Origin of the sequence: Flavihumibacter petaseus NBRC 106054, assembly GCF_000974785.1 — a bacterium.
Lineage (GTDB): Bacteria > Bacteroidota > Bacteroidia > Chitinophagales > Chitinophagaceae > Flavihumibacter > Flavihumibacter petaseus.
The window spans coordinates 619,473-645,139 of the sequence record NZ_BBWV01000003.1 but is presented as its reverse complement, the minus strand read 5'-3'; the positions used below and the strand labels follow the sequence as shown (position 1 = coordinate 645,139).

The 25,667-nt window shown below is 50.2% G+C and carries 22 protein-coding genes; 5 read left to right on the top strand and 17 right to left on the bottom strand.

The genetic code is table 11. The annotated features are described in order from the left end of the window. Nucleotides 1-2 precede the first annotated feature (2 nt). The 3 genes from FPE01S_RS18075 to FPE01S_RS18065 form a co-directional block, all read right to left on the bottom strand. Nucleotides 3-539: an SRPBCC family protein gene (locus FPE01S_RS18075; protein ID WP_046370421.1), complete on the bottom strand. Its 537-nt coding sequence runs from the start codon at nt 537-539 to the stop codon at nt 3-5. Nucleotides 540-632: 93 nt separating this feature from the next. Continuing rightward, nucleotides 633-1,979, bottom strand: a complete 1,347-nt coding sequence (locus FPE01S_RS18070; protein WP_046370420.1) for a voltage-gated chloride channel family protein — start codon at nt 1,977-1,979, stop codon at nt 633-635. Next, entirely contained in the window at nt 1,976-2,755 is a 780-nt protein-coding gene (locus FPE01S_RS18065) for an RMD1 family protein (protein ID WP_046370419.1), read from the bottom strand. Before FPE01S_RS18065 ends, FPE01S_RS18070 begins: the two co-directional genes overlap by 4 nt. A gap of 82 nt (nt 2,756-2,837) precedes the next feature. Here FPE01S_RS18065 and FPE01S_RS18060 point away from each other — a divergent pair, with 82 nt between their 5' ends. Both FPE01S_RS18060 and FPE01S_RS18055 read left to right on the top strand, forming a co-directional pair. After that, nucleotides 2,838-3,362 (top strand): DinB family protein, encoded by a 525-nt coding sequence (locus tag FPE01S_RS18060; RefSeq protein WP_046370714.1) that lies wholly within the window; start codon nt 2,838-2,840, stop codon nt 3,360-3,362. Nucleotides 3,363-3,374: 12 nt separating this feature from the next. Then, nucleotides 3,375-4,364 carry a Gfo/Idh/MocA family protein gene (locus FPE01S_RS18055; protein WP_046370418.1) on the top strand — a complete coding sequence of 330 codons (990 nt, stop codon included), beginning with the start codon at nt 3,375-3,377 and terminating at the stop codon, nt 4,362-4,364. A gap of 16 nt (nt 4,365-4,380) precedes the next feature. Here the strand turns inward: FPE01S_RS18055 and FPE01S_RS18050 are convergent, their stop codons facing one another. Genes FPE01S_RS18050 through FPE01S_RS18040 form a run of 3 tightly spaced genes read right to left on the bottom strand, consistent with a single transcriptional unit; the run spans nt 4,381 to nt 8,798 of the window. Next, a complete protein-coding gene (locus tag FPE01S_RS18050; RefSeq protein WP_046370417.1) occupies nt 4,381-5,325 on the bottom strand; it encodes a helix-turn-helix transcriptional regulator in 945 nt (314 codons plus the stop codon). Continuing rightward, complete coding sequence (locus FPE01S_RS18045; RefSeq protein WP_046370416.1) at nt 5,312-6,157, bottom strand: aminotransferase class IV; 846 nt, start codon at nt 6,155-6,157, stop codon at nt 5,312-5,314. Before FPE01S_RS18045 ends, FPE01S_RS18050 begins: the two co-directional genes overlap by 14 nt. Before the next feature lie 31 nt (nt 6,158-6,188). Next, complete coding sequence (locus FPE01S_RS18040; RefSeq protein WP_046370415.1) at nt 6,189-8,798, bottom strand: MGH1-like glycoside hydrolase domain-containing protein; 2,610 nt, start codon at nt 8,796-8,798, stop codon at nt 6,189-6,191. Nucleotides 8,799-8,875: 77 nt separating this feature from the next. Here FPE01S_RS18040 and FPE01S_RS18035 point away from each other — a divergent pair, with 77 nt between their 5' ends. After that, nucleotides 8,876-9,304, top strand: a complete 429-nt coding sequence (locus tag FPE01S_RS18035; protein WP_046370414.1) for a CBS domain-containing protein — start codon at nt 8,876-8,878, stop codon at nt 9,302-9,304. Nucleotides 9,305-9,306: 2 nt separating this feature from the next. Here the strand turns inward: FPE01S_RS18035 and FPE01S_RS18030 are convergent, their stop codons facing one another. From FPE01S_RS18030 to FPE01S_RS18000, 7 genes are all read right to left on the bottom strand, one after another. Beyond that, nucleotides 9,307-11,418, bottom strand: coding sequence for an endonuclease MutS2 (locus tag FPE01S_RS18030; RefSeq protein WP_046370413.1), 2,112 nt, complete (start codon nt 11,416-11,418; stop codon nt 9,307-9,309). A gap of 61 nt (nt 11,419-11,479) precedes the next feature. Next, nucleotides 11,480-12,043, bottom strand: coding sequence for a hypothetical protein (locus FPE01S_RS18025; protein ID WP_157474087.1), 564 nt, complete (start codon nt 12,041-12,043; stop codon nt 11,480-11,482). A gap of 83 nt (nt 12,044-12,126) precedes the next feature. Beyond that, nucleotides 12,127-13,182 (bottom strand): oxygen-dependent tRNA uridine(34) hydroxylase TrhO, encoded by a 1,056-nt coding sequence (trhO, locus tag FPE01S_RS18020; protein WP_046370411.1) that lies wholly within the window; start codon nt 13,180-13,182, stop codon nt 12,127-12,129. Nucleotides 13,183-13,245: 63 nt separating this feature from the next. Further along, nucleotides 13,246-15,708 (bottom strand): DUF5686 and carboxypeptidase regulatory-like domain-containing protein, encoded by a 2,463-nt coding sequence (locus tag FPE01S_RS18015; protein WP_083990317.1) that lies wholly within the window; start codon nt 15,706-15,708, stop codon nt 13,246-13,248. Between the two features lie 3 nt (nt 15,709-15,711). Next, on the bottom strand, nt 15,712-16,053 hold the full coding sequence (locus FPE01S_RS18010) for a hypothetical protein (RefSeq protein WP_046370409.1): 342 nt from the start codon (nt 16,051-16,053) through the stop codon (nt 15,712-15,714). A 20-nt stretch (nt 16,054-16,073) separates the two neighbouring features. Beyond that, nucleotides 16,074-18,536: a penicillin acylase family protein gene (locus FPE01S_RS18005; RefSeq protein ID WP_046370408.1), complete on the bottom strand. Its 2,463-nt coding sequence runs from the start codon at nt 18,534-18,536 to the stop codon at nt 16,074-16,076. 157 nt (nt 18,537-18,693) lie between these two features. Then, nucleotides 18,694-19,800, bottom strand: coding sequence for an aminotransferase class I/II-fold pyridoxal phosphate-dependent enzyme (locus FPE01S_RS18000; RefSeq protein ID WP_046370407.1), 1,107 nt, complete (start codon nt 19,798-19,800; stop codon nt 18,694-18,696). A 54-nt stretch (nt 19,801-19,854) separates the two neighbouring features. On the opposite strand from FPE01S_RS18000, the gene FPE01S_RS17995 reads away from it, so the two are divergent. Together FPE01S_RS17995 and FPE01S_RS17990 are read left to right on the top strand one after the other, a co-directional pair. Then, nucleotides 19,855-20,469, top strand: coding sequence for a MiaE family protein (locus FPE01S_RS17995; RefSeq protein WP_245624020.1), 615 nt, complete (start codon nt 19,855-19,857; stop codon nt 20,467-20,469). Nucleotides 20,470-20,479: 10 nt separating this feature from the next. Next, complete coding sequence (locus FPE01S_RS17990; RefSeq protein ID WP_046370406.1) at nt 20,480-21,508, top strand: phosphotransferase enzyme family protein; 1,029 nt, start codon at nt 20,480-20,482, stop codon at nt 21,506-21,508. Here FPE01S_RS17990 and FPE01S_RS17985 read toward each other — a convergent pair. From FPE01S_RS17985 to FPE01S_RS17970, 4 genes are read right to left on the bottom strand one after another with little or no spacing between them, the layout of a single operon-like run. Next, nucleotides 21,479-22,465, bottom strand: a complete 987-nt coding sequence (locus tag FPE01S_RS17985) for a GSCFA domain-containing protein (RefSeq protein WP_046370405.1) — start codon at nt 22,463-22,465, stop codon at nt 21,479-21,481. The two genes, FPE01S_RS17990 and FPE01S_RS17985, sit on opposite strands and share 30 nt — an antisense overlap. A 17-nt stretch (nt 22,466-22,482) precedes the next feature. After that, entirely contained in the window at nt 22,483-23,367 is an 885-nt protein-coding gene (locus tag FPE01S_RS17980) for a hydroxymethylglutaryl-CoA lyase (protein WP_046370404.1), read from the bottom strand. Further along, nucleotides 23,357-24,133 (bottom strand): 23S rRNA (guanosine(2251)-2'-O)-methyltransferase RlmB, encoded by a 777-nt coding sequence (rlmB, locus tag FPE01S_RS17975; RefSeq protein WP_046370403.1) that lies wholly within the window; start codon nt 24,131-24,133, stop codon nt 23,357-23,359. The genes FPE01S_RS17980 and rlmB overlap by 11 nt, the downstream gene beginning before the upstream one ends. 9 nt (nt 24,134-24,142) lie before the next feature. Beyond that, a complete protein-coding gene (locus FPE01S_RS17970; RefSeq protein WP_046370402.1) occupies nt 24,143-25,654 on the bottom strand; it encodes a serine hydrolase in 1,512 nt (503 codons plus the stop codon). Between the last annotated feature and the right edge of the window lie 13 nt (nt 25,655-25,667).

Here is a 25,667-nt window from a genome sequence, read left to right as displayed (position 1 = left end):
CGTCATTTTTCGAGGATGCCTTTCAGCTTTTCCAGGCTCCATTGCAGGTCTTTGCCTAACAGGCGATCCATGTCTGCGAACAACATCATCGCATTCATGGGATATTTCATACTGCTGGACATTCTCCAGCGGATGCGCGTCTGGTTGGTAGTTACAGCTTCAACTGTTATCGGCGCCTGGGCAATCGCCTTAAAGGGTCGTTCGAAACGGATAACGATTCCGATTTGTTTGTTCGGGTCTATGGACATAATCTCCTGTTCGCCGGCGCCTGCCTGCTTGTTGCCATCCCATCCATAAACAAATCCTACCGTTCCGTCGGTACCCCGGAATGATTTTTTCATGTCGGGATCCCGCATCACCCACTTGTTGAAATAATCCTGGTTCTTCAGGTGACGGACATAATCAAAAACCTTATCTACCGGTTGATTGATCACAATCTCGCGTTGAACAGTATAGTCCCGTTTTGAATACAGTGCAATGATCAGTACAAGTATGATCAGTATGGCAAGAATACCGATAATGGTGAGCAGAATTTTCATGATGAAAGATTTATGGAAACAAAGATTGTAGTTCTGCTGCAATCAACCGGGGTGGGATGGCGACAAAGAAAGGGGGGAGTAACGCAGCGGAGATCACTCGTTCCTTCTGCGCAATTGCCAGTCTCTGATCGTCTGCAGTGCCTCTGTTTCTGATGGTCCCACTTTGTTGCCGCGAATCCCCTGGCTGGAATAAATACCGGAATGCCCGCTGAAATAATATGCCGTGAAACAGGCTACCGTGTAATGCAGGATATGATCGCCGCCAAACAGCTCCACTCCCATCAGGGTACAGGCAATCGGCGTGTTGGTGGCACCTGCAAATACGGCGATAAAACCGAGTGCAGCCATCAGGTCAACGGGTGAGCCTGTGGCAACGGCAAGCGTATTTCCCAGCGTCGCACCGATAAAAAACAAGGGCGTAACTTCTCCCCCTTTGAAACCTGTGCCCAGTGTGACCACTGTAAACAACAGCTTGATCGCCCAGCTCCAGGTGCCTGCACCGCCACTGTGAAATGCATTGACAATACTCACACTACCGGCATGGGGACCAGTTACACCCAATCCGAGATAGTCCTGCGTGCCGAAAAGATAAACCAGCTGGATCACCACTACGCCGCCCGTTACCGGGATCAGCCAGGGTACCCTGATCCATTTGGCTGCATACGATTTCACTGCTTCCATGGTATTCGCAAATACCCAGGCCGTCAGACCGAAAGCCATTCCAGCCAGGATGGTCTTGCCCAGCAGCAGCCATTCAGCCGCTGCATTGCTACTGAACATGGCCGTTATCTCTCCTACTGGAGTTGTAATGGCATAGGCGGTGTGATGCACGCCCCACGCAGCAACGGTGAAATTTGCCAGTACGGCAGCGATCAGCGCGGGCACGAGGGCATCATATTTCATATGACCGACCACCAGCACTTCCAGTGCGAACACTGCACCTGCAACCGGTGTCCCGAAAACTGCACCGAATCCCGCAGCAATTCCTGCTGTAAGGATGATCCGTTTTTCCTGCACATCAAATTTTATCCAGCGCAACAAAAGTGAGGCCACACTTCCGCCCATCTGGACAGCCGTACCTTCACGGCCAGCCGAACCCCCGAGCAAGTGGGTAAGCAGTGTTCCACCGAGCACCAGTGGTGTCATTCTTGCCGGTACGCCGCCCCCCGGTTCATGTATCTCTTCGAGCAACAGGTTATTGCCTGCCGCAGCATTTTTTCCGGCATAGCGGTAGAGCAGCCAGATCGCCACACCCCCAACGGGCAACAGGAACAGCAGCCACGGATGCTGATAACGCTGTTGCGTAACATAATCAAGCGACCAGAGGAAAAAAGCTACCAGGGAACCGACCAGTATAGACAGTGGGATAAGTATTATGGTCCATTGTACCAGGAACCGGAAAATAGTTGCTTGTTCGAATTTTGCAAGGGTAGCCTTCATCGCATCAGTTTTTCCAGTATCAGGTTAAGTACTTCCACAAAGATCAGGATGATGATGATCCATTCCAGGGTAACACTATTACGGTACTGAAGCAGGTCTTTGAAGAGTTCGAAATTCTCTGAAACAATGCCCAGGCTTTCCTGGATGTTACGGAAGCGCGACTGAATATCGAATGTTTTCTTCAGACCGGCGTCGAGCTTCAACAGGTCTTCATCTTCCCAGGTTGATTCAGGAGAGTCAAAAACATATAAGTTGGCTGAAATCCTGTTCTTCAGATTCAGCACTTTCCCGATATACTTTTTCATATTGAGCCCTTTGAGCTCGATCCTCCCTTTCCGCTCCAGTACCTGGGTATGGTAGTTGGTTTCGTTGAGCAGCTGGTCGCTTAATTTCTCAAAATGATCCAGTGCCACAGATTGAGAAACATACAACATCACCAGCCGGTACATATCGGTGTCTTTCCGGGGAATCCCCACCTGGTCAAAGCCAAAAGTCAGTTTACCGGCCCTTGCGTCGATCTCGAATTCCTCCTGCAGTTTTTCCGGCAGCGGATTTTTACAGAAACCATCGATCAGCTGCAGGATCTGGGTCGTCTCTACCTCGCTATGATTAAGCAGGCAGACCACACCATACTTAAATACGTAAAGGAACTGGTGCCTTTCCAGCACATAAAACAATTCTTCTGCATCGGAGAAATACAGCGTGCCGGTGAATGCCGCTTTGAACTGGCGGAGATCAATGGCGTCCGCCACCTGGAAAGCCTGGACTTTATCCATATGAATTGTATTGCAAAATAATCAACCTCGGCCAGATCATTTCTTATCTTTCCAACTACACTGTATTACCAACGAAATGGCAATGGATACGATCAGGACAATAACGCCCGGTGAACCGGAAAGATGGCAAATGGGTGCGGTGGACAATATCACCCCGCTCCTTCAGCCTGTGGCCCATGCACTGCTTCAGGCAAGGGATGAGATCAACACCATTATGGCGGACTTTGATGACCGCCTGATCTGGAAAAAACCGGCAGCTGTTGCTGCCCCTGCCTTTCATCTGAAACATATGGCAGGCGTGCTCGACAGGCTTTTTACCTATGCAGCCGGGAACTCCCTCAGCAACCAGCAACTGGAATACCTGCGGTCCGAAGAAAAAGACGAAGGGCAATCCCGCACGCAACTGCTGGCCCACTTTAACGGGGCCGTTGAACGCTCGCTGGAGACATTACGCACCGCGGACCCCGCACAGCTTGCCAATGAACGAAAAGTCGGAAGAAAAGGAATCCCTTCCACCGTGTTGGGACTATATTTTCATGCCGCCGAACATACCATGCGACATACCGGCCAGTTACTGGTAACGGTCAGAATACTCGTTTCCCATTGAAAAAATCAATTCATGTCAACAACAGGACCACTCCGCTGGGGCATCTTGGGCGCCGGATATATTGCCGGTGAATTTGCCAAAGACTTTCGTTTTATGCAACATGCAGAACTGGTTGCGGTTGCTGCCAGTGATATCGGCAGGGCAAAGCAGTTTGCGGCTCAATACGACATTCCCCACGCTTACGACTATGCGCAACTGTATGCATCACCCGAAGTTGATGCCGTATACATCGCAACCACGCATAACTTCCATGCAGAACAGGCCGCCGCCTGTTTAAGGAGCGGTAAAGCCGTGCTTTGTGAAAAGCCCATTACCATCAATCTCCAGGAGTTTCAGTTGCTGCGGAATATAGCCAGGGAAAACAATGTATTCCTGATGGAAGCCATGTGGACCTGGTTCCTGCCGGCACTGCGGCAAGCCAAAACATGGTTGCAGGAAGGCCGCATCGGGAAATTGAAAATGATCCAGGCAGATTTTTCCTTTGCGGTAGAATATAAGCCCCAGGGCAGGCTTTTCAACCGGAACCTGGCGGGCGGCAGCCTCCTGGACATTGGCATCTACCCTATTGCCATGGCCACCTTCCTGACAGACCGGTATCCCAGTGCAATTCAGTCGTCTGCATCTTTCACCGATACCGGTGTGGATGAACGGGTGGGCATGCTCCTGGAATACGGTCAGTGCCTGGGCATCCTGAGCGCTTCCATCGGCACGCGGATGACCAATCACCTGCGCATCTTCGGTGAAACAGGGGCTATCGAAATCCCTGAATTCTGGAAGGCACGTACAGCTACCCTGTTTGACAAAGAATACCGCCAGGTTGAGGTGTTTCAGGATGATCGCCCTTCCCGCGGTTTCATATTTGAGATGCAGGAAGCAAACGACCGGATACTTTCGGGCCATAAAGAGAGTGCTGTTGTACCCCTGGAAAGATCCCTCTGGCTGCAACAGATCATGCAGGAAGTGCGGCGGCAGATCGGGCTGCGGTATCCTTCGGAAGTGTAAACACCAGGCAAAACGGTCACTGATTGCCAGCGATCAGTTGATGCAGCTGTTTCACCCGTTCCTTTACCTGGACCGGTGAGATAATCCTGGCGACATCACCGATCGTCAGGTAGAATCGTGCGAATCCTTCCAGCGAGGCAGACATGAACTGCATTCGGGTGATGCCGTTTTGCTCGGACTCGCTGACCAGCCCCATGTAATACTTCTGATCACCCACATACTTTACCTGGTCGGTAGGTACTTCAATCACCACCTCCTGCAGGGGATAATTGATGTACATTTTGTCGAGGTATGATTTGAGGGAAGGATGCTGTTGCCGGAATTGCTCGGAACTTGTTTCCAGCTTTTCTATCCGGTCCAGCCGGAAATCACGGTAGTCATTGCGCATCCTGCACCAGGCGACAAGATGCCAGAATCCGTCAAGGAAAAATATGCCCATTGGTTCGATCCATCTTTCCGTACGCTCCTTTTTGAAACCGGTGATATAGATTAACCGGATCAGCCGTCGCCCTGCAATGCTGTTCAGGATATCCTGCTGGATGTTTTTGTCTATAGCCGTTCTTGCTGTCCGCACACTTTTCAAAACCTCGATATGGTCGTCAATATTTTCCAGCAGGTCTTTTTCAGTGGTGCGCAATACTGCCCTGACCTTGTACATGGCGGAGCGGTAATGTTCGCTGTTTCCGGAATCCGTAAGTTGTGCCACGAGTTTTTCCGCAGTAAGAAAGGCGATCGCCTCTTCACGGGTGAACATGACCGGGGGAAGCCGGTATCCTTCCATCAGGGTATATCCCATGCCGGCCTCACCCAGAACGGGCACACCAGACTCTTCCAGTGCCTTTACATCCCGGTAAACGGTACGCAGGCTGATGCCGAAACGATCGGCAATATCCTGGGCCTTCACCAGTCTTCGTCCCTGCAGCTGGATCAGTATCGCGGTCAGCCTGTCAATCCTGTTCATATAATATTCCGGTAAATACTTTTGCCTGCAGCCATTCATTCAGCTGGCGGGTGATCGCACCAGCACTGCCATTGCCGATTACTTTGCCATCAATGGCTACCACAGGCCGTACAGGTTTGGTGGTGCTGGTTATAAATGCTTCCGCTGCAGCCATGGCTTCCACCAGGCTGAAGTCTTTTTCAATCACGGGAATGCCGGGCAACGCCGATTCCAGGACTTTTTTTCTTGTAACACCTTTCAGAATGCCTGTAGCGGGCGTTAATACAACACCGTCTGCAGTTACCATGAAAAAATTTGCCCGCGGACATTCGGTCACCCCCTTTTGCGAATAATACAGCATATCGTCCGCACCGGAAGCTTTAAGCTGTGGTTGCAAATGGACCGCCATAAGATAGTCGATCGTCTTAATCTCCGGTAACTGCCGCTGGTGTTCAACACTCATCAGGTGTAGTCCTGCACCAAGCCCTCTTTCAAACAGCATGGGTGATGCCGTCACCATCAGGTTGGGTTTACCAGGTGTATACCCGTCAGCAGAATATCCCCCTGTCAACAGCAATTTAATGCCGCCTTCAGTAAGGTTGTTCCGGGTGGCAATATGGTGGATAATGTCAACCAGTTGCTGTCGCTCCCAACCAGGATCAAGCCCCAGGGAACGGGACGATCTGAAAAAGCGGTCCAGGTGATCTTCCAGGAAAACCGGTTTACCGTCTATGATCCTGAAGAAATCAAATATGCCGAATCCCCTTTGCAATGCGAGGTCGCTGATACCGATACTGGCATCATTGGCCGGAAACCAGGTTCCGTTGATCCAGGAAAAATTGGTGACTGTCATGGCAGATTTTTTTTCATGTTACAAACGGGGGTTAATTCCTGGGATGCAATAATTTGGCGACGAGTCCTGTCCATCCTGTCTGGTGAGAAGCACCCACACCTCTACCATTGTCACCATGAAAATATTCATAAAACAACAGGTAGTCCCTGAATTGAGGATCATCCTGCAGGAGCTGGTAATCACCATAAACGGGCCGCTTTCCGGAGGTGTCTTTACGGAAAATCCTGAGCAGGCGCTGCGACAATTCGTCGGCTACCTGGTCGAGTGTAAGGAAGTTGCCGCTCCCGGTGGGGAATTCTACCTTCAGCTTATCGCCGTAATAGTAGTGGTACCGTTGCAGCGATTCAATCAGCAGGTAATTGAGTGGGAACCAGATAGGTCCCCGCCAGTTGGAATTACCCCCGAACATGCTGCTGTCGGATTCTGCCGGCAGATAGTTCACACTGAAGCGGTTGCCGTCAACATCTATGCTGAAGGGTTTTTCATGATGATGTTTTGAAAGTGCCCTGATCCCGTAATCGCTGAGGAATTCCGTTTCATCCAGTACCTTCTGCAGCATCGCCACAAGCCTGTCTTCCCTGATCAGGGATAACATATGCTTCTTGGATCCGGCGAGCATTTCGGCCCAGTCTTTTACCACCGTAGCGTAAGAAGATTTATGTTTCAGGAACCACTCCAGGCGTTGAACGAATTCCGGGATCTGTTCAAAGAGACTGTGATCAATCACTTCCACGGCGAAAAGGGGTATGAGACCCACCATGGAACGAACGCGGAGTTTCATCTCGGTGCCATCAGGTTTCTTCAGTACATCATAATAGAATTGATCTTCCTCATCCCAGAGTTTGATATCTTTTTCACCGATGAGGTTCATGGCGCGGGCGATGTAGATGAAGTGCTCGAAGAACTTGGTGGCCATATCCGCATACACGTGGTTGTGGGTTGCCAGCTCCAGGGAAATGCGCAGCAGGTTCAGGCAATACATGGCCATCCAGCTGGTGCCGTCACTTTGCTCAATATGGCCGCCACCGGGCAGTGGTGCGCTGCGGTCAAACACACCGATATTGTCGAGTCCGAGGAAGCCTCCCTGGAAGATATTATTGCCGTCATGGTCTTTCCGGTTCACCCACCAGGTGAAATTCAACAGCAACTTATGATATACGCCCTCCAGGAAAGCGATATCGCCTTTACCCCCGTTGCGGTTTTTGTCAATTTCATATACCCGCCAGGTCGCCCAGGCATGCACCGGGGGGTTCACATCGCTGAGGTTCCATTCATAGGCAGGAAACTGGCCATTGGGGTGCATATACCACTCCCGGGTGAGCAGGGACAGCTGGTTTTTGGCAAAACCGGGGTCCAGCACAGCCAGCGGGATACAATGGAATGCAAGATCCCAGGCAGCATACCAGGGATACTCCCATTTGTCGGGCATGCTGATGATATCGGCATTACTCAGGTGGGGCCAGTCGTGATTGCGGCCCCAGCTCCTGTTTTGCGGCGCAGGTTTTTTAGGATCACCATGCAGCCATTGTTCCACATTGTAATAATAGTATTGCTTGCTCCAGAGCATCCCGGCATAGGCCTGACGCTGAATGCTACGGTCATCCGGATCTTTTACACCACGTTGCAGGTCGTTGTAAAAAGCCTCGTTTTCACCCATTCGCTGCCAGAAGATCGCATCGTAGTCATGAAACGGGTAGTCGTGCGCTTCCTTGGATAAGCGAAGCTGAATAGTGACCGTTTCACCCGGATTCACATAGAGATTGTAGTGCAGGGCTGCCCTGGTACCATTTTTCTGTTTGTTCAGCACCCCCCTTTTACGGTTCACAATAAAGTCGTTGATGCCGTCCTTGGCAACCAGGGGAATTCCTCTTTTGCCCTGAAACCTGCGCTGGTTGGTATCATTCTCACAGAAAAGCATGTCGCATTTACCATTGCTGTAGAGGTAGTAGTCACCCATCCGCCGGTGATTGATATACATGGCATTGGATGAATCTGCAGCTATGGTTGGCCGGTAGTCATCATAGCCCCATGACCAGGTATTCCTGAACCACAGGGTAGGCAATACACTCAGGGATGCGGCGCGGCTGCCGCGGTTTACCACCGAAGCCTTGATCAGTATATCATGGGGACCAGCCTTTGCATACTCTATAAAAATATCAAAATAGTTGCCGTCATCGAAGATGCCTGTATCCACCAGTTCATATTCCGGTTCAACCCTGTCACGGGCGTCATTCCCGCGGTACAGTTCATCGTAGGGGAAAGCATTATGGGGATATTTGTACAGCATCTTCATGTAAGAATGAGATGGTGCACTGTCCAGGTAGTAATAATGTTCCTTGACATCTTCCCCATGGTTTCCCCTGGGGCCGGTAAGGCCAAAAAACCGTTCTTTTAAAAAAGGATCTTTTTTATTCCAGAAAGAGAAGGCAAAACACAGCAGCTGGTGGTTATCAGAAATACCGGCAATGCCATCTTCGCCCCAGCGGTATGCATAGCTTCTGGCCATATCATAGGATACCGACTCCCAGGTATTTGTATCCTCACTGTAATCCTCTCTCACTGTTCCCCATTGCCTGTCGGATACATATGGCCCCCATTTCTTCCATTGCGGATCGATCAGTCGTTGCTGCTCCACATTCATGTTTTCAAAGATAAGGATGCACTTTCTGATATCAGGGAAATTCGTTATCTTATGGTAGAAAAACGAACCGCTTGCATATGATGAAAGTTGCAGAAATACTGGCCCGCAAAAACCGCGATGTGATCAGCGTGCGGCCGGACATAACCGTACTCGACGCCCTGAAAATCATGAGTGATAACAATATCGGCTCGATCCTGGTCATTTCAGGCGACCAGTACCTGGGCATCATGACAGAACGTGACTACGCCAGAAAAGTTATCCTGCAGGGGAAATCCTCAGTGGATACCAAGGTTGCAGATATTATGTCCACCGAGTTACCCCGGATCGGACCGGACAGTTCCATTGAAGAATGCATGCAGCTGATGTCGGTAAACAATATCCGCTATCTGCCGGTATTCGAGAAGGACCATCTCAGTGGAATCATTTCCGTAAATGACGTGATCAAAGCCGTGATCGCCAACCAGGCGGAAACCATTTCCCACCTGCAGTCGTATATCCATTCCTGATATCAGGACGCCGGCTCGGCGGGCTTTTCTTTTACCACCACCAGGTCTTTCATGTCTACCTGCATGGGCAGCAACCCTATTTTGACTACTGCACGCTTTCCGCGGATCTCAATAACCTCCCCTACCTGGTGATTTCTTTTCATCTTCACCTTCATACCCACTTCAATCGCTCCGCCTATTTCATCAAATTTTGAATCGATCTTCTTCTGCAGCTTATTCACCACCTTGCCTTCATCTTTTTTGAACAGCAGCGCGGCCATCTCCTTCATTGATTTTTCCTTATCAGTCGCTTTTTTCCACTCGATGATGATCTGCTTCAGTTTCCTGTCCATGTCTTTCAGGTAGGCGATCCGGTCTTCCGTTACCTTGTTCTGCTGCTTCAGCAGTTCCATCTGCTGGCGGTGCTTTTCCTTATCCAGCACCTGCTCCATTTCCTTTTTCAGCCTGGCATTCTCCTTCAGCAATTTATTCAGTTCCTTTTCCTTCTTCTCGAGTTCCCTCAGATCCTGCTCGGTGCGGTTCAACAGCCTGTCAAGACTGAAATGATCTTCATCCACCATATTCCTGGCGCGCTCGATCAGTTTTTTATCCAGCCCGATGCGTTCGGCAATGGAAAACGTATAGGAACTTCCTGGCTTGCCGATGATCAGTTTGTATAACGGTGAAAGGGTTTGCTCATCGAAAGCCATTGCACCATTCACGATGCCCGGAGTTTTGTTGGCCATCACCTTCAGGTTCAGATAGTGTGTGGTGACTATCCCCATAGCATGCTTACGGGCCAGTTCTTCCATGATCACTTCCGCAAATGCGCCGCCCAGGTTAGGATCGGAACCACTACCCAGCTCATCTATGAAAAACAGCGTTTTGCCATTGGCTGTTTCCATAAAATGTTTCATGTGCCTGAGGTGGGAACTGTAGGTACTGAGTTCGAATTCCAGGCTTTGCGTATCGCCGATATGAATCAGGAGTTGCCGGAAAATCCCGAACTGTGACCCCGGATGCACAGGTACGAGGAGGCCGCTCTGTACCATCATCTGGTTCAGGCCGATGGTTTTCATGGTTACCGTCTTTCCGCCGGCATTCGGGCCGCTGATCACCAGTATCCTGTTCCTGTCATCAAGGGTAAGTGAAACGGGAATAGTGGGCTTCTGAAGCCGCTTGTTATAGATCTTCAGCAACGGGTGGTACGCATTCACTACGTGGATCTGTGCCTTATCCTGTACGACCGGGTATTCTCCATCATACTCTTCGGCAAATCTCGCTTTGGCGCGGATAAAATCGAATTCACCGCAAATGTCGAGGTAGGCCTTCAGCAAGGGTGCATGATGACTCAGCTGGGCAGTAAGCGCTTTCAGGATCCGGTAAACCTCGCGGCTTTCCTCGTTCTCGAGGGAGAAGACCTCGTTGTTCAGGTCAATGGTTTCTTCAGGTTCGATAAAAGCTGTTCTCCGCGTATCGCTTTCTCCATGCAGGATGCCTTTGATCATCCGTTTCTGTTCTGCAAATACGGCGAGAACCCGCCTCCCATTCAGGAAGGACTCTTCAATATCTGCCAGGTACCCCTGTTTATTCAATTTGGAGACTACTCTTTCGAATGCCCGCCGCAGGTCTCCCCGCTTTTTGTAGAGACTGATCCTGATCCGGCGCAGCTCTTCGGAAGCGCTGTCGAGCACAGTTCCCTGGTCATCGATCACCGCAGTAATCAATTCGCGGATGGCTTTCTCGTAATAGGTGTCTTTCAACACACTGGCCAGCCCCGGATAGGCCAGCCTCCTTTCATTATCGAACCAGCGGAACAGGCTTGAAATATTCTCGGCAAGCTTCCGGATGTTGACCAGCTGTTCGCCGGTCATTACGGCACCCGGGATACCGAGCAGTTTCAGGTCTTTGGAAAGATTGAGTATGAAGTCGTTGGGGAAATAGACGGCATTGAGCAGCAGCTGCCGGAATTCATGGCTTTGCCTCAGGGCAGTTTCAATGAATTCAAGCCGGGTATGGATGCGAAGATCCCGGCACTTTTGTCGGGCATATTCGGTTTTGGCATGTAGTTCCAGCAGGGTCTTGATCTTTTCGAACTCCAATTGTACCGCCGCCGATTCTGGAAAGAGTTTCATATCGAACGGCAAAGTTAGGGTTTTCACCCGTCGGGCGAAACCCGACGGGTGAAAGAAAATCCTAATAGGTAAATTTACCGTACTCACTCATTTCTCCGTCCACATAACGCAGCTGGAGCCAGTCGTCAATGCCTTTCATGTTGATAATGTAAGCCTTGCCGTCAACAGTGCTGATTTCAGTTACCTGTTCCATGTGATAGCCTTTGTAAGCATCTTTTACCTGGCTGATAACTGAGGAGGGAAGTTTTTCAGCACCATAGTAGCGGATGGTATTAAGCACATCACCTGACTTATCCAGCGTAGTTCTGGTTATCACACCATTTTCCTGGAAAAAGAAACGGGTAAGCTTGCCATCCTGGTACCAGGTAGCATTAACGGCTTTCGGGAAGTTCCTGCTGAACTTTTTAGCCATTTTTGAATTCAGGGTATAGACAGAATTTCCAACAGGAGATTTTTCAACAGCAGTTGCTGATGCCGGATTATTCATTGCCAACAGGGCGGGGTCAACAGTTTTGAATTTCCTGGCATTAATGGCAGCGAAATCCTTCTGTGCGAAAACTTCTGCCACGGCCAACCCACCTACGAGGAGGAGTGCAGTTGCTATGGCTGATGCATGCTGTTTCATTTTTTTTGGTTTCATGTTGAGGAAAGAGGTTGATCATCATGAACCAAAATTACAACCGGCAACTACCCTGAAACAAGGATGAATTACCCGTTGGACGGGGGTATTTTTCCCTGTTGCAACGCTTGCATGCGGTCACGCGATTTGTTAAATACATTCCTGTCTTTCACCTTTCCTTTCCTAAGTAATTGTTGCTCATCATCTGACAGGTGAATGATGTCACGACACGGTTCACTGCAGCATCCTTCAAATGCGGCTGCACAGGCGTCACATTGAATAAAAAGCAGGTGACAACCTTCATTGCTGCAATTAGTATGTGTATCTGCAGGTTGTCCGCACTGGTGGCAAACAGCAATGATTTCCTCGCTGATCCGTTCTCCCAGCCGGTTATCGAATACAAAATTTTTACCACGGAACTTGTTCGCCAGTCCTTTCTCCTTTACCGTATTGGCATAATTGATGATGCCGCCTTCCAGGTGAAAAACATTTTTGAACCCACGGTGCAGCATATACGCACTTGCCTTCTCGCAACGGATACCGCCTGTGCAGTACATAATAATATTCTTGTCGCTGTTGCCCTGCATCATATCAACGGCCATGGGCAGCTGCTCCCGGAAAGTATCACTGGGCACTTCGATCGCTTTGTCAAAATGGCCCACTTCATATTCGTAGTGATTGCGCATATCGATCACCACGGTATCCGGATCATCCGTCAGCTGATTAAACGTTTCCGCATCTACATACCGCCCCTTCCGTTGCATGTCAAAGGCTGGATCATCAATGCCGTCAGCAACGATCTTGTCACGGATCTTGATTTTCAGCACCCAGAATGATTTGCCATCGTCATCAACGGCAATATTGAGCCGAAGCCCTTTCAATGGTTCATACGTTTCAAGTATATCCCGGAACACTTCGACCGAAGATGCCGGTACGCTGATCTGTGCATTGATACCTTCGGCTGCTACGTAGATCCTGCCGAAAACCTTAATTGCAAATAATTTTCGATACAGTTCATCGCGGAATGCCTGAACATCACTGATGGGAAAATACTGGTAGAAAGAAATGGTGGTCCTGGGTTCGGACTCCTCCTGCAGGCGCTGCTTGAGCTCCGCCTGCGATACGCGGTTGTGTAAAATTGCCATTTGGAAATTTTATGGACACTTGCCTGGTGAACAAAATTTCGTTAAACGGCGCAAAGGTAAGCATTAATTGCCTCCTGCCAACCCTTTAATACTGAATCTGAAATAGGCACCCCGGAAGCTGTTCTGGTCGAATGACCAGACGATATCCGTACGGATGATCTTGAAAATATTTTCCAGTCCCGCACTCAACTCACCGTAATGACTGCCACCGTCCATTACCAGGATATGTCCGCCGGCCACCAGGTACCAGTTCAGTTTCCGGAAGCCCGGGATCTTGTTGGTCAGCATGCCGTTAAAATGATGCTCCGCATGCATTTCACTCCAGAATCCAGGAGTGCTGCTGTACTGGTAGTATGGTAATGCCTGGAAGCCGCTGAGATAAGATGTTGCCAGTACAGTCTGGTTGCCGTTAAAATGCCGGTAATCGGGCGTTTGTACCGCATCCCGGTTGATAAACCCGCCAGCTGACAAATGATAGGAAAATGTGCCGGCCAGTTTCATGTTGGCATCCCCGGTGACGCTCACCCCCCACTTCAGGTAGTCTATATCACTCCCGAGAAACTTGTTGATGCCTTTGCTCAGTGCTGCTGAAAATTGAGGGTATTTTGATCCCAGCGAGATCTTTCGGTCCGGGAATTCAATATATTTTTCACCGGGTTTCCAGGTAAGCCCGGCCGTAAGTACCGAAGCCTGGTGTGCAGGCATCGGGCTTTCACTGGCAGGTGCCGGATAGTTGGGCGTATAGTTTTTGTCTTTCACATTCCGCCAGCTGAAACCGGTAGTATTTTCAAGCGGTGAACGGTCCTGGAACTGGAAAGATGTAAATACGGTCATTCCGTTCCCGATCCCCTTCGAATATCCCGCCTGAAACCACGCAGCCTCATATAGCTTCATGTAATTGCTTTCCCAGATCAGGCTGCTCAGGCTGTTGACCAGGCTGCCGATAGGATTGGCATTGTTGAACTGGAAAACATATTTTCCTGCAGCAGCGGTAAGTGTAGACCCATACCCCTTACCAAAGCTATAGCTGGCGTTCAGGCGGCCGTAGAAATGCTGACTGCTGAATCCATACCGGGCATTCCCGGTAACGGCCAGCTGTTTTCGCCCTTCCAGGGTATCGAGCTGCTTTATCCAGGTGACAGATGGATTGACCACCCATCCTTCCACGGTATTAAAGGAAATGGTTGGAATGAGCCCGTTGATTACCCAGGTGGTACGTCGTTTCTGCCGGGAAATGGATTCACCGGTGAACAGCAACCCCATCACGGATAATTTATTCCGGATCCGATCCACAGAATCCAGGTACTCCGGCCGCATCCGCTGCTGCTCAAGACTATCCTTTCTCCTGAAATCCAAGATCTCTTCCGGCTGAAGCGGTAAGGGCCGGATAGAGTCCCAGTACTGATCACTTTTACGGTTAGACCCCTCATGGTATTTCATCAGGGTGTTATTGAAATATTTTGGTGCAAAACCGGCATCCAGGTCGAATTTGGAATACATGGTCACCGCCGATCCGAAGGCATCAAAACCAAAGATCCTGATCGATGGATACAACACCTGGTTCCGGATCACCCATACGTCACGGCTATACGGCGCGTACAACTGCTCGATCTTCAACGTATCCAGAATTTCCATCTGGGAAGATTTCAGCAGTTCGAGCTGCAGGCTGTGGATCCGCCAGCTGTTTTCGGTGATCATGATATAACCGGAAAACAGCGGTTCGTATTTTCTCTTCGGGATGACTTTGATCCTGTTCACTTCAACACTGTCTTCCCGGAAACTTCCTTCATACTGGTAGCGGTAATAATGCAGGGCATTCTCAGAGATGGGCGAAATAAAACCCCGGGGATTCAACGCTTCCGCAGCAATAACATTTTCATAAAAGCTGATAATCTTGGGCAGGCTTAGTCCGAATGCATTCCTGCTGCCACTCACCCTGGTGGACAATACATCAACCCTCGCCTTCCCGGGTGGCTTCACGGCATAACGTGCCACGGTTTCGGAGAGGTACAGCATTTTGCGTTTGCTCGTATCGCCATCTTCGAAATCCACCGGCTGACCCATGAATTTCTTTGGATAATCCCGCAACTGAAGCTGTTCGCGGGTATATACTTCGCTGCTGAAATGTGACAATTCTTCAAGGTGTTGCTTTCTCAACCGGATGGCATTCCGGATAATCTCATAAGCCGGATCCTCTGCACCTGGTTTTACCACCACCTCACTCAGTACCACCTGTTGCAGCACCAGTGTAAAATTGACTGAAACCGGCTCATCACCTACAATGATGGTTTTTTCCACTTTGGCATATCCGACATGGTGCGCGATCAGTACATAGGTTCCTGACGCAAGCGTAAGCTGGAACTGGCCATTGCCACCGCTGGTGGTTCCTTCTCTTCCCTGCTTTACATAAATGGAAGCATATGAAACCGGGTTACCTTTTTCGTCCTTAACCCATCCCGAAATCGTACCGGCATGCAGCATAACTGTCCAGCACAGCAAATGGACAATAAAAAGAATTCTTTTCATACGTTACAACTTTCTGGCAAGGCTGCCGGTAAGTGCGGCTGCTGCGCCTACCAGCCCACCAATGAGGCCACTGACCAGTATCAGCATGCCGGCAGATTGCTGTTTCAGCAACAACATGGATATTTTGTTGGCCAGCAGGTCGTCATTGGCGGTGCTGATCCACCACGCAAGAAGGGACCAAAGTAAAAAAATGCCGAGAAAACCTGTGAGCAATGCTTTCCAGGGTGTCTGTGGAATGGCGAATGCAACTACGAAGGCGGCCAGGGCGATGATCCACCAGGGAAAAAATATGGAGAGTGCAAAACCGAGTAATGCCGTCAACAGAATTGACACAATAATTTTCATGGAATAGTCTTAAGTTGAAATTACGCTTTTCTGAAATGCATCGTCCACTTAACGCGGTCATCGGCTTCCTCACCTGCTTTCATCATCCAGAGCCGGTAATATTTTCCGGTCACCCAATGGTCTACAAAATCATCATAGTAACGGCTGCCCGGGTTACCGCTTTGCCCGCCGGGATATACGCCGTAAGCTTCGATTCCGTCTGTCATCGCCACGATCATTCTCCAGCTTGGTCCGTGATCCGGTCCGGTCGCATTGATAATACCTTTTCCACCGCCAATGGGAAGGTGCAACCTGCTGAAAGGATCAATCACACGAAGCAGGTGCCGGATCTTTGTATCTTTTGCCTTTTCCCAATCGAGGTTGTTCTGCGCTGAAAGTTTGTCCAGCGAATCAGCAGCTGTTTTCAAGGAAGCCAGCAGGTCATCTTCAAGGGTTTCCTTTTCAGGAGTGGAAACATCATCGATCCAGGCATAGGCGGAGTCTTTGTGCAGGCTTTCGATCAGCACATATTCACCCGGCCACGGAAGCGGAACATTTGCACGCGAAAACTCATCTTTCCAGATCTTTTGTTCCAGCTCCCTCCACCAAAGGTGGAAAACAGTTGAACCAGGTTCCCCGGGGTCAGCTTTATTGTTCCATTTCTGATAGAACTCAAAATATTTTTTCAGCCGGTCATCCAGTTTCTCTACTGGTAAACGTGTCAGTATATCGCGGGAAAGTTCAGCCTTGATCACATAATTGCTCGTCTGCATGGCCATCATATCCTGAGGCGATAGATTATTGGCTGTATCCAGGAATCGGTTTACCATAAATCCGCGATAGACCGGGAAAACATTGCCGGTATAATACGGATAACTCGTATCGGCAGAAAGCTGGTTGGCACTGCTGACATATCCTCTTGAAGGATTTTCAAGGTGAGGATTTTCAGTTTCCGGGATAGTGCCTTTCCAGAAATAAGCGCTGTCAGTTCCCGGCATAACGAAGTCGCCCTGCCTGCGCCATTTGGCAGGGAACGTACCCTGTTGCCAGATGCCATAGTCACCGTTGCGGGAAGCAATCAGGCAATTCTGACCCGGACAATGAAGATTCCGGATCGCTTTTACGCCGTCCGAATATGATTTTGCATGGTTCAATCCGTAGAAGGTCAACCCGTCATTGCTGGGTTCATGCGCCTGCCAGCGAACGGCAAGGTTACTGACATTTTTTTCTGAGTTCCTGTAGTTGTTATCATACATCACTGGCCCGATCGCTGTATACGCGACGGTATCCAGGAGATCCGGCTTCCCTTTGATGCGGATGATCTCTACTCTTTTGGAAGTAGGCAGCCATTCATTGTTGAACCGGTAGGCGTTTTTGGTCTCATCCTGAAATTCGATTTCATAATAATCTTTCACATCCCGGCCGGCATTGGTGAACCCGAATGAAATGTCCTCATTGAAACCAATGATCACATTCGGGGATCCCGGAAAGGTGGCGCCATATGCGCTGAACGCGGGGCAGGATAATTGCATCTCAAACCAGAGGGACGGCAGGTTCAATCCCAGGTGTGGGTCATTGCAGAGAATGGGTCTGCCGCTTCTTGTTTTTGTTCCGCCCACCGCCCAGTTGTTGCTGCCGTTTTCAGGGTTTGGCTGATATGGTGGCAGTTTGGTAATGCTGTCTGAACCAGCCGGAAAACGGAAATAAAGCGAATCGGCGTCGGCAGGACGACGGAGATCCATTGCGGCGCTTGCGGGATAGGGTGATTCTGGCGTATTCGGCTGTATGGGCTTCAGGGAATCGGAAAGATAGGGATACAGCTTCTCAAAATCCTGCTTTGAAAAGAAATCACGTGCATTGGTGAATTCAAGATCATCTTCGCCACCTGCGAGGTCAAAACTCATATACTTGAGAAAAAGGGCGGTTTTGAGCGGCGACCATTGCTCCGGCGAATATCCCAGCAGTTTATACTCGATCGGTAACTGGCTTTCCTTCAACTGCGTTATCCAGGCATTCACGCCTTTGGTATAGGCTTCATATTGTGCTTTGGATTCGGGCGTTTTGTCGGCTTCTTCCACGGAACGTTCGGCAGCGTAAACCATACCCAGCCGCCGCATGCTGCGGTCATATTCGAGTATTCTGCCTTCGGGCCCTTCTCCCAGTATTTCACTGAGCCGGCCGGCCGCAGCATGGGTTTGAAATTCCATTTGCCACAACCGGAATTTTGCATGCAGGTAACCCTGCACATAATACAAATCCGTTTCGTTCCGGGCGAACACGTGGGGAACCAGCCGTTCATCAAAGTAAACGTCAACCTTATCCTGCAGATCCGGCAACAACAGGTCTTCATTAAAACCGGCATCGGATGGTTCTGCATTCTGCCAGATACCATGCTGCGGGCTTAATAATCTTCCTAACGGCGCAGGCAATACTTTCCGGGTGTCAAACACGATAATCAACCCGATTGTCAGCAGGAAAGCGAATGCCAGGTATACGAATCTCATAGCGGGCGGTTTACACCGCTAAAAATAAAGCTAGTTTGGCAGAACTTCCGCGACAATTAATTTCTCTTTAACAATCGCACTGTAATCCTTGCCCGCGTTTTGTTGTCTAATAAGTATGGATAGCAAAAAATACATACTTGGCGGCTTATTCATCCTGTTAATCGTGTTCAGCCTGTTTGCGTAGTCCAGACAACAATCCGACCAGACCCTGTAACTCGGCAGTAGTATTGAAAGCATGCAAAACGATCCTGAGCCGCTCGCTTCCCTGCGGAACAGTTGGAGAAAGGATCGGACGAACGTCAAATCCACTGTCGTGAAGCACACCCGCTACCTGTTTCACCTCCTTATTCCCCGGTATGATCACTCCCTGTATGGGTGTGGTTGAATCTAACCTTTCAAAAGGCAGGTCGGTCGCTCTGAAATTTGCAATCAGTTGCCGCAGCTTTTCCCGTTCTGCTGTTGACCCCGGAAATGATGCATAGGCATGGCCGATCGCTTCGAGCGCAGCAGGCGGCAATGCGGTAGAATAGATCAGCGGTCTTGCAAAATTTACCAGGAAATCTTTTAACAGGGCCGACCCGGTTATGACAGCGCCATGCGCCCCGGCAGCTTTGCCAAAAGTATACACCCGTGCCAGGCAACGGGACGCAAGCCCAAGCGACTGCGACAGCCCTTCTCCCTTTTCGCCTAAAATCCCCAGGGCATGCGCTTCATCTACGATCAGATGTGCCTGGTAACGTTCACAGATAGCCGCAATGTCATGCAGTGGCGCAAGATGTCCGTCCATACTGAACACACTTTCTGTCACCACAAACCGGTTTTCACCAGCTCCCGTTTCCAGCTTTTTCTCCAGGTCAGCCAGGTCATTGTGCCTGAATGAGAATGCTCTTGCCTGTCCCAGCCGGATACCATCACGTATGGAGGCATGACTAAGCTGATCATACACAATGAGGTCATTTCTGCCCGCAACGGCACTGAGCAAAGCCAGGTTGGCATCGTAGCCGGAGTTAAACAGCAATGACGCTTCGGATCCGTGGAAGGCAGCCAGTTGCTGCTCCAGGCTGACGGCCTTTGCCGAATTCCCGGAAAGTAACCGGGAACCCGTACTTCCATGTGTTATTCCGGAAACCGGCCATTCCCTGCGCGCATAACCGAGGTAGTCATTCGAACAAAAATCAACGCAGCCCTCCGTCAGTTTCAGCTGCCGAAATGCATGCTGTGCCTTTCGTTCAGCCAGTTTGTTTTCGAGGAATTTTTCTTTCATCCGAATCAAGTAGTTTTGTTGAAACCGGTTACCGGGGCAATTTACACTTCCTCTATGGAAATGAACGAAACCACCGAGGTCAGGAACATCCTGGGGCTTCAGCTGCCCACAGATCCCCGATGGGTGGACCTCGCATCGATCTCGCTGGAAGATGTGCTCACGGATCATGCCTATTGTGAACAAAAAGCCGCTACCACCTGCATCAGCCTTATCCAACGTTATAGTCAGCATCCCGGGCTCGTGCGTACACTCGCTCCGATCGTTACGGAAGAGTGGGGACATTTCCGGCTGGTGTTGCAGGAACTTGAAAAACGCGGGTTGAAGCTGGGCAAACAGCGGAAGGATGAATATGTGAATGCACTGATTGCCTACCAGCAAAAGGGTGGTGATGTGGAAACCCGCATGCTCGATCAGCTGCTCACCATGGCCATGATCGAGGCTCGCAGTTGCGAACGGTTCAAACGCCTCAGTGAAGGCCTTCAGGATAGCTACCTGCGAAAATTTTACCGCCGGTTCATGGAGAGTGAGGCCGGACATTATAAGGTATTCATTGAACTGGCAGAATCCCTGGTCGATCCCACTACGGTACGTGCCCGGTGGGCACAATGGCTGGATCACGAATCAGTGATCATGAACAGCCAGGAAGTAAGGGGGGATCGGATCCATTAAAATTTTATCCATGAGCGTAGAAGCGGCGGCTGCACAATTCCAGACCGGAACCTTTCAGTTCCGGCCAATCGGAAACGGCCTGATCAATGATACTTTCCAGGTCGATTACGACAACGGTGTTACACTGGTATTGCAACGCATCAACGCACACAGCTTTCCGCAGCCCGTACATATCCTGAGGAACTACCAGCGCATGGAAAGATGGCTGGAAGACCATCCCGGAAAAACAAGGATACCCCGCCTCTGCCGCACGATAAACGGTAAAGCCTGGTGGGAAGACGCTACCGGCAGGATATGGCGCGCTACAGGCTGGATCCCCAACAGCAGTTCCCCCCATCAGCCTGATTCCATGCTGATGACCGCCAATGCCGTTCGTGAGTATGCGCTGTTCATCCGTGCCTTTCACGGCATTGACCTGAGGTCCTGGGATATTGTAATTCCTCAGTTCCACAACCTGATGCAGCGTTACCGCCAGTTTGAAAATGCGATGGAGAACGCACCCCTGTTCCGCCTGATGAAGGCAACACATGTCATCGCATCCCTTCGCGAAAGATCACATTACCTGGCATTTTATGAGGAAATGATCCTGCACCCCTCCGACTATCCTGATCGCCTGCAGCATCATGATTGCAAAGTCAATAACCTGCTTTTTAACAGCAGTCATGATGCAGTGCTCGCGGTAGCTGACCTGGATACCGTCATGCCCGGCAAATTCTTTTCCGACCTGGGAGACATGGTGCGCACAATGGCCTGTACGGTTTCTGAAGAGAGTTCGGAGTGGGAAAAAGTAGGCGTTAATATTGACCGGTATGAAAAAATATTATCGGTATTTAAAGATTGCCTGGATGATATCCTGACGCCGTCAGAAAAAGCACACCTGCATGAAGCCGGAAGACTGGTGACCTATATGCAAGCGCTGCGGTATACTACAGATTTCCTGCAGAAAGACATTTACTACAAGACCAGTTTTCCCGAACAGAACCTGCACCGGGCATTCAACCAGCTGATTCTACTGGAGCGCCTCGAGGAAATAGGCTGATTCTTCGCTGAAGTCAAGAAAGGGATAGTTGTCCTGTAATAGTTTCGCTTTATCTGAAAATGTTCTCAGGAAATTCCGGTGCGCCTCCGTGTCCGGTTGAAACGCCCTGTGTTTCCTTGCATTGACAACCTGCTGAACCTGGTCCATCAGTGGATGATCATCCGGGGATATGAAACTGTTCCTGAAATGGTCGAGCACAAATGTTGTTGCCTGGTAGTTGGGATGAGCGAGATCAATATCATAAAAACGGTAATCCCGCAGCACGTCAATCACCAGTTCGTAGGCCGGGAAATAATACAGTTTGTTGAATTTGTGAACGAGGTGGTGTACTGCCTCGATCAACCGCGCTTTACTACGGTTATTCTCCACCACACCATCTCTGAGGTGGCGAACCGGGCTCACGGTAAAAATGATCTTAAGGTCGGGATTGAACCGGAATAACCGATGGAGGGTATTGTCCAGTACAGCGACTGTTTCATCAATGGTACAAAGGTGTTTCCGGAACCATTGTGCAGGCGCACGGTGGCAATTGGCAACAGGCCTTTCATTCTCCTCCACCAGTCGGTAAGAATAGGATGATCCCAGCGTAATAACCAGCCAGCGTGACTTTTTCAGGAAATGATGGGCCTTTTCGCGTTCGTGGTTAATGCCCGCCAGAACAGCATCACGGTCGATGCCAGAGAATCGGGAATGATGATCCCAGCTGTTCCAGCATTCGTTCAGCGGGAAAAGTGACGGCGCAGACGTCGGCCGGTTTTCCATGCAGGCATCGAGCGTCCTGGAAACACTCACGGGATCAAATAAAATACCATGGGGGTTCTGCAGTATGCTGAACTTGAGAGAACCCAGTTTGTCGCCGATGTGCTCCGTAAAACAGGATCCTATCAGGAATAGAGGATCTGTATACCGGATGCGTGTTTCCGGTGAAGTGATATTGATATCGGTCATGAATTTCATGAGCGCGCAGAAGTTAATTAGTGATCATGTACAAATGTGACAGCAGCCAGTGACAGTGCTTCTTCCAATGCAGACTGGTTAATGCCGGAGAATCCTGTTTTTTCTGTAAGGCGGCTAATGATATTCACTGTATCCATATTACCCACCAGGTCATCGCCAGCCATAGGGCAACCACCGATGCCTTTCAGCGCACCATCGAAACGCCGGCACCCCGCATCAACCGCAGCATCAAGTTTGTCCATCCAGTTGCCGGGATGGGCATGCAGGTGAACACCGATTGTTTTTTCCGGCAGTGATGCAATCAGCCGGCTGGTCAGGCTTTTTACCTGGATGGCACTGGCAAGGCCAACGGTATCTGCAAGTGACAGTATGCCAATACCCATGGCTGCCAGCTGTTGCGCCCATTCCATAACAATTTCCTCAGACCATGGATCACCATAGGGATTGCCGAATCCCATGGACAGGTAAACGACCAGTTCCTTGTTCCGGCGGAGGCACAGTTCCTGTATTTTTTCAACTGTCTGACGGGCTGCATCGGGCGTGCTGTTGGCATTGCGTTGCTGAAAGGTGGGAGAAACTGAAAATGGAAATCCGATATACCGGATTACTTCGTAGGCGGCAGCCGTTTCGGCACCACGCAAATTGGCAACAATGGCCAGCAGTGCACTGCGGGTTGCCGCTGTATCAAGTCCGCTCAGCACTTTAGCGGTGTCTGCCATCTGCGGAATCGCTTTCTCCGAAACAAAACTGCCAAAATCGATGGTATCAAACCCCACCTTCAGCAACGCATTGATGTAGCGGATCTTTTTTTCAGTCGGAATAAATACCGGCCATCCCTGCATGGCATCACGCGGGCATTCCACAAGTGTGAACTCCTGCCTGCCAGTGATTTTACCCGGCATTGATCCGTTGTTTCATTGCTTCATATAAGATCATTCCCGCGGCTACGGAAACATTCAGGCTTTCGAACTTCCCGGTCATGGGTATCTTAAAAGACACATCTGCTGTTTTAAGCAAAGCCGGATAAATTCCCTTGTCTTCACTTCCCATAATGATCGCCGCAGGTTCGGAAAAATCCAGGCCGAATATGTTCTCTTCCGCAGTCATTTCACTGGCAAATACCTTCACCCCATTCAGATGGAGGGTATCCACCGCTTTCATCAGGCTCGGCACCCTGCAGACAGCGAGTTTCTCCAGCGCTCCCGCAGAAGTGGCAATGGCATCGTCATTGAGTGCTCCGACACCTTTGTCGGGAATAAGCAGGGCATGCACACCACAACAATAGGCCGTCCGTGCAATAGCGCCTATATTCCTGATGTCGGTGATGCCATCGAGGATCAGTACAAGGGGCGCTTCCCCCCTGTCGATCACCAGCGACAACACATCCTGGAGGTCCTGGTATTGAATTTTCGCAATCAGGCCGACCACGCCGTCATGCCCCGTAATATTGAAACCGTTGAGCTTTTCCACCGGCACCCGGTTAATCGGGGTCGCTGTGGCATCGGCCAGTTTTTTGATCCGGTCCCATACCGGACTCTTATGATTGGGAACTACGTATATCCGTTCGAGTTGCCTGCCTTCCGCCATGGCTTTTTCCAGAGCGTCGGGTCCAATGATCAGGCTGCTTTTTTTGGGCCTGGATTGAACAGGCTGCCGGAAATGCTTCATCCCGCAAATTTACTGTTTTTCAAACTGCACTTTAGCCGGATCACCCGTGAGCTCCGTTTGTATGGCATTGATTTCACCATTTTCCCCCGTCATAAAATACAAATGGAGTTCCGGCAGATCACTTTCCGTTTGCAGTAAAGTAAACTGGTCATAATGAAAATGCTGCAGTTTCAGCTGCATGCCCCAGTACTGAACCGTGAGGTGTTCCCCTGAGGTATCCACGATCATCTTGCCATAAACAGGATGCATATAAGTGCCGCGGTAGGCAGATAAGGCGTGCGAAGGTTTTGTGCCCGGCTGACGGCCAGCGAGATATTTCGCCTCTTCTGCCCTGCCGGTACGCTGCTGTACTGCCAGCTCAGATTTATATCTGGCGATCCAGGGCGTATGAGAAAGACCGAGAAGTATATCCAGCACCGGGAAACCGATTACGTTGCGGAGGGAACCCGCTTCCCGGAGATTGAAAACAATGAAGATGCCGGTCTTCTCTGTCGGACAAAACAACAGCTGCGAATAAAATCCATCGATCGACCCGGTATGGCTGGTGATCTTATAGCCTTTATAGGTTTGCATCGTGCGTCCCAGCCCGTACAACGCGTTGGATAACTCCTCCCATCTGCCTGCTTTATCTGCAATGGCATTGGGAACAAGTGTTTCTCTCAGGGCAGCGGGTGAAATAACACTATGCCCTTTGTAGGAACCGTCATTCAGCAGGGCAATCATCCAGTGACTCATGTCAGCGACCGTTGATTTGATCGTTCCGGCGGGGCCAAGAACTTCCGATTGAGCATATCGGGTGATCGGGAACAGGGTATGGGTACTGTCCTGTTCAATATAGGACGTTGCCCTGTTGGCAACGGCTGACCATTCCGACTCAGTGAAGCAGGAACGATTCATCTCCAGTGGTTCAAAAAAATTCTTCCTGATAAGTTGTTCCCAGGAGCTGTTCGAAATCTTTTCCATCACGAGGCCTGCCGCAGCATACATCATGTTGTTGTAGATATAGCCCTGACGCAGTGATAAAGTTGGTTTCATCGACGGAATCCAATTGACAATGGAGTCGCGGGAGGATTTCCGGTAGATCCAGAGCGCGTCATAACGCGGCAATCCTGTTCGGTGGCTGAGGAGGTCACGCATACTGGCTTTGGCGTTCAGCTCGTCGGTGGAGAAGGTGAGGTCAGCATAGTAATTGCGCACAGGAGCATCCAGGTCAAGCTGTTTCTCCTGCGCCATCTCAGCTGCCAGCATTGCCGTGAATAACTTGGTATTGGAAGCTATTTGAAATAAGGTAGCCGTATCTACCGGCGACCGGGAACTGAGATCCCGTACGCCAAATCCTTTCCCATAAACGAGTTTGTCGGCATACACGATCCCGACAGCCAACCCGGGAATATGCCATTGCCGCATCAGGGAATCAAAATACTGGTCTACCTGCCTGAACTTCCTGTCTGGGTTGGTGAGCTGGGCCATGCTGTGGGAACCGGCGAGCAGGCTGCAGCAATACAACAGGTACTTGTACATGAGCGTTAATTTG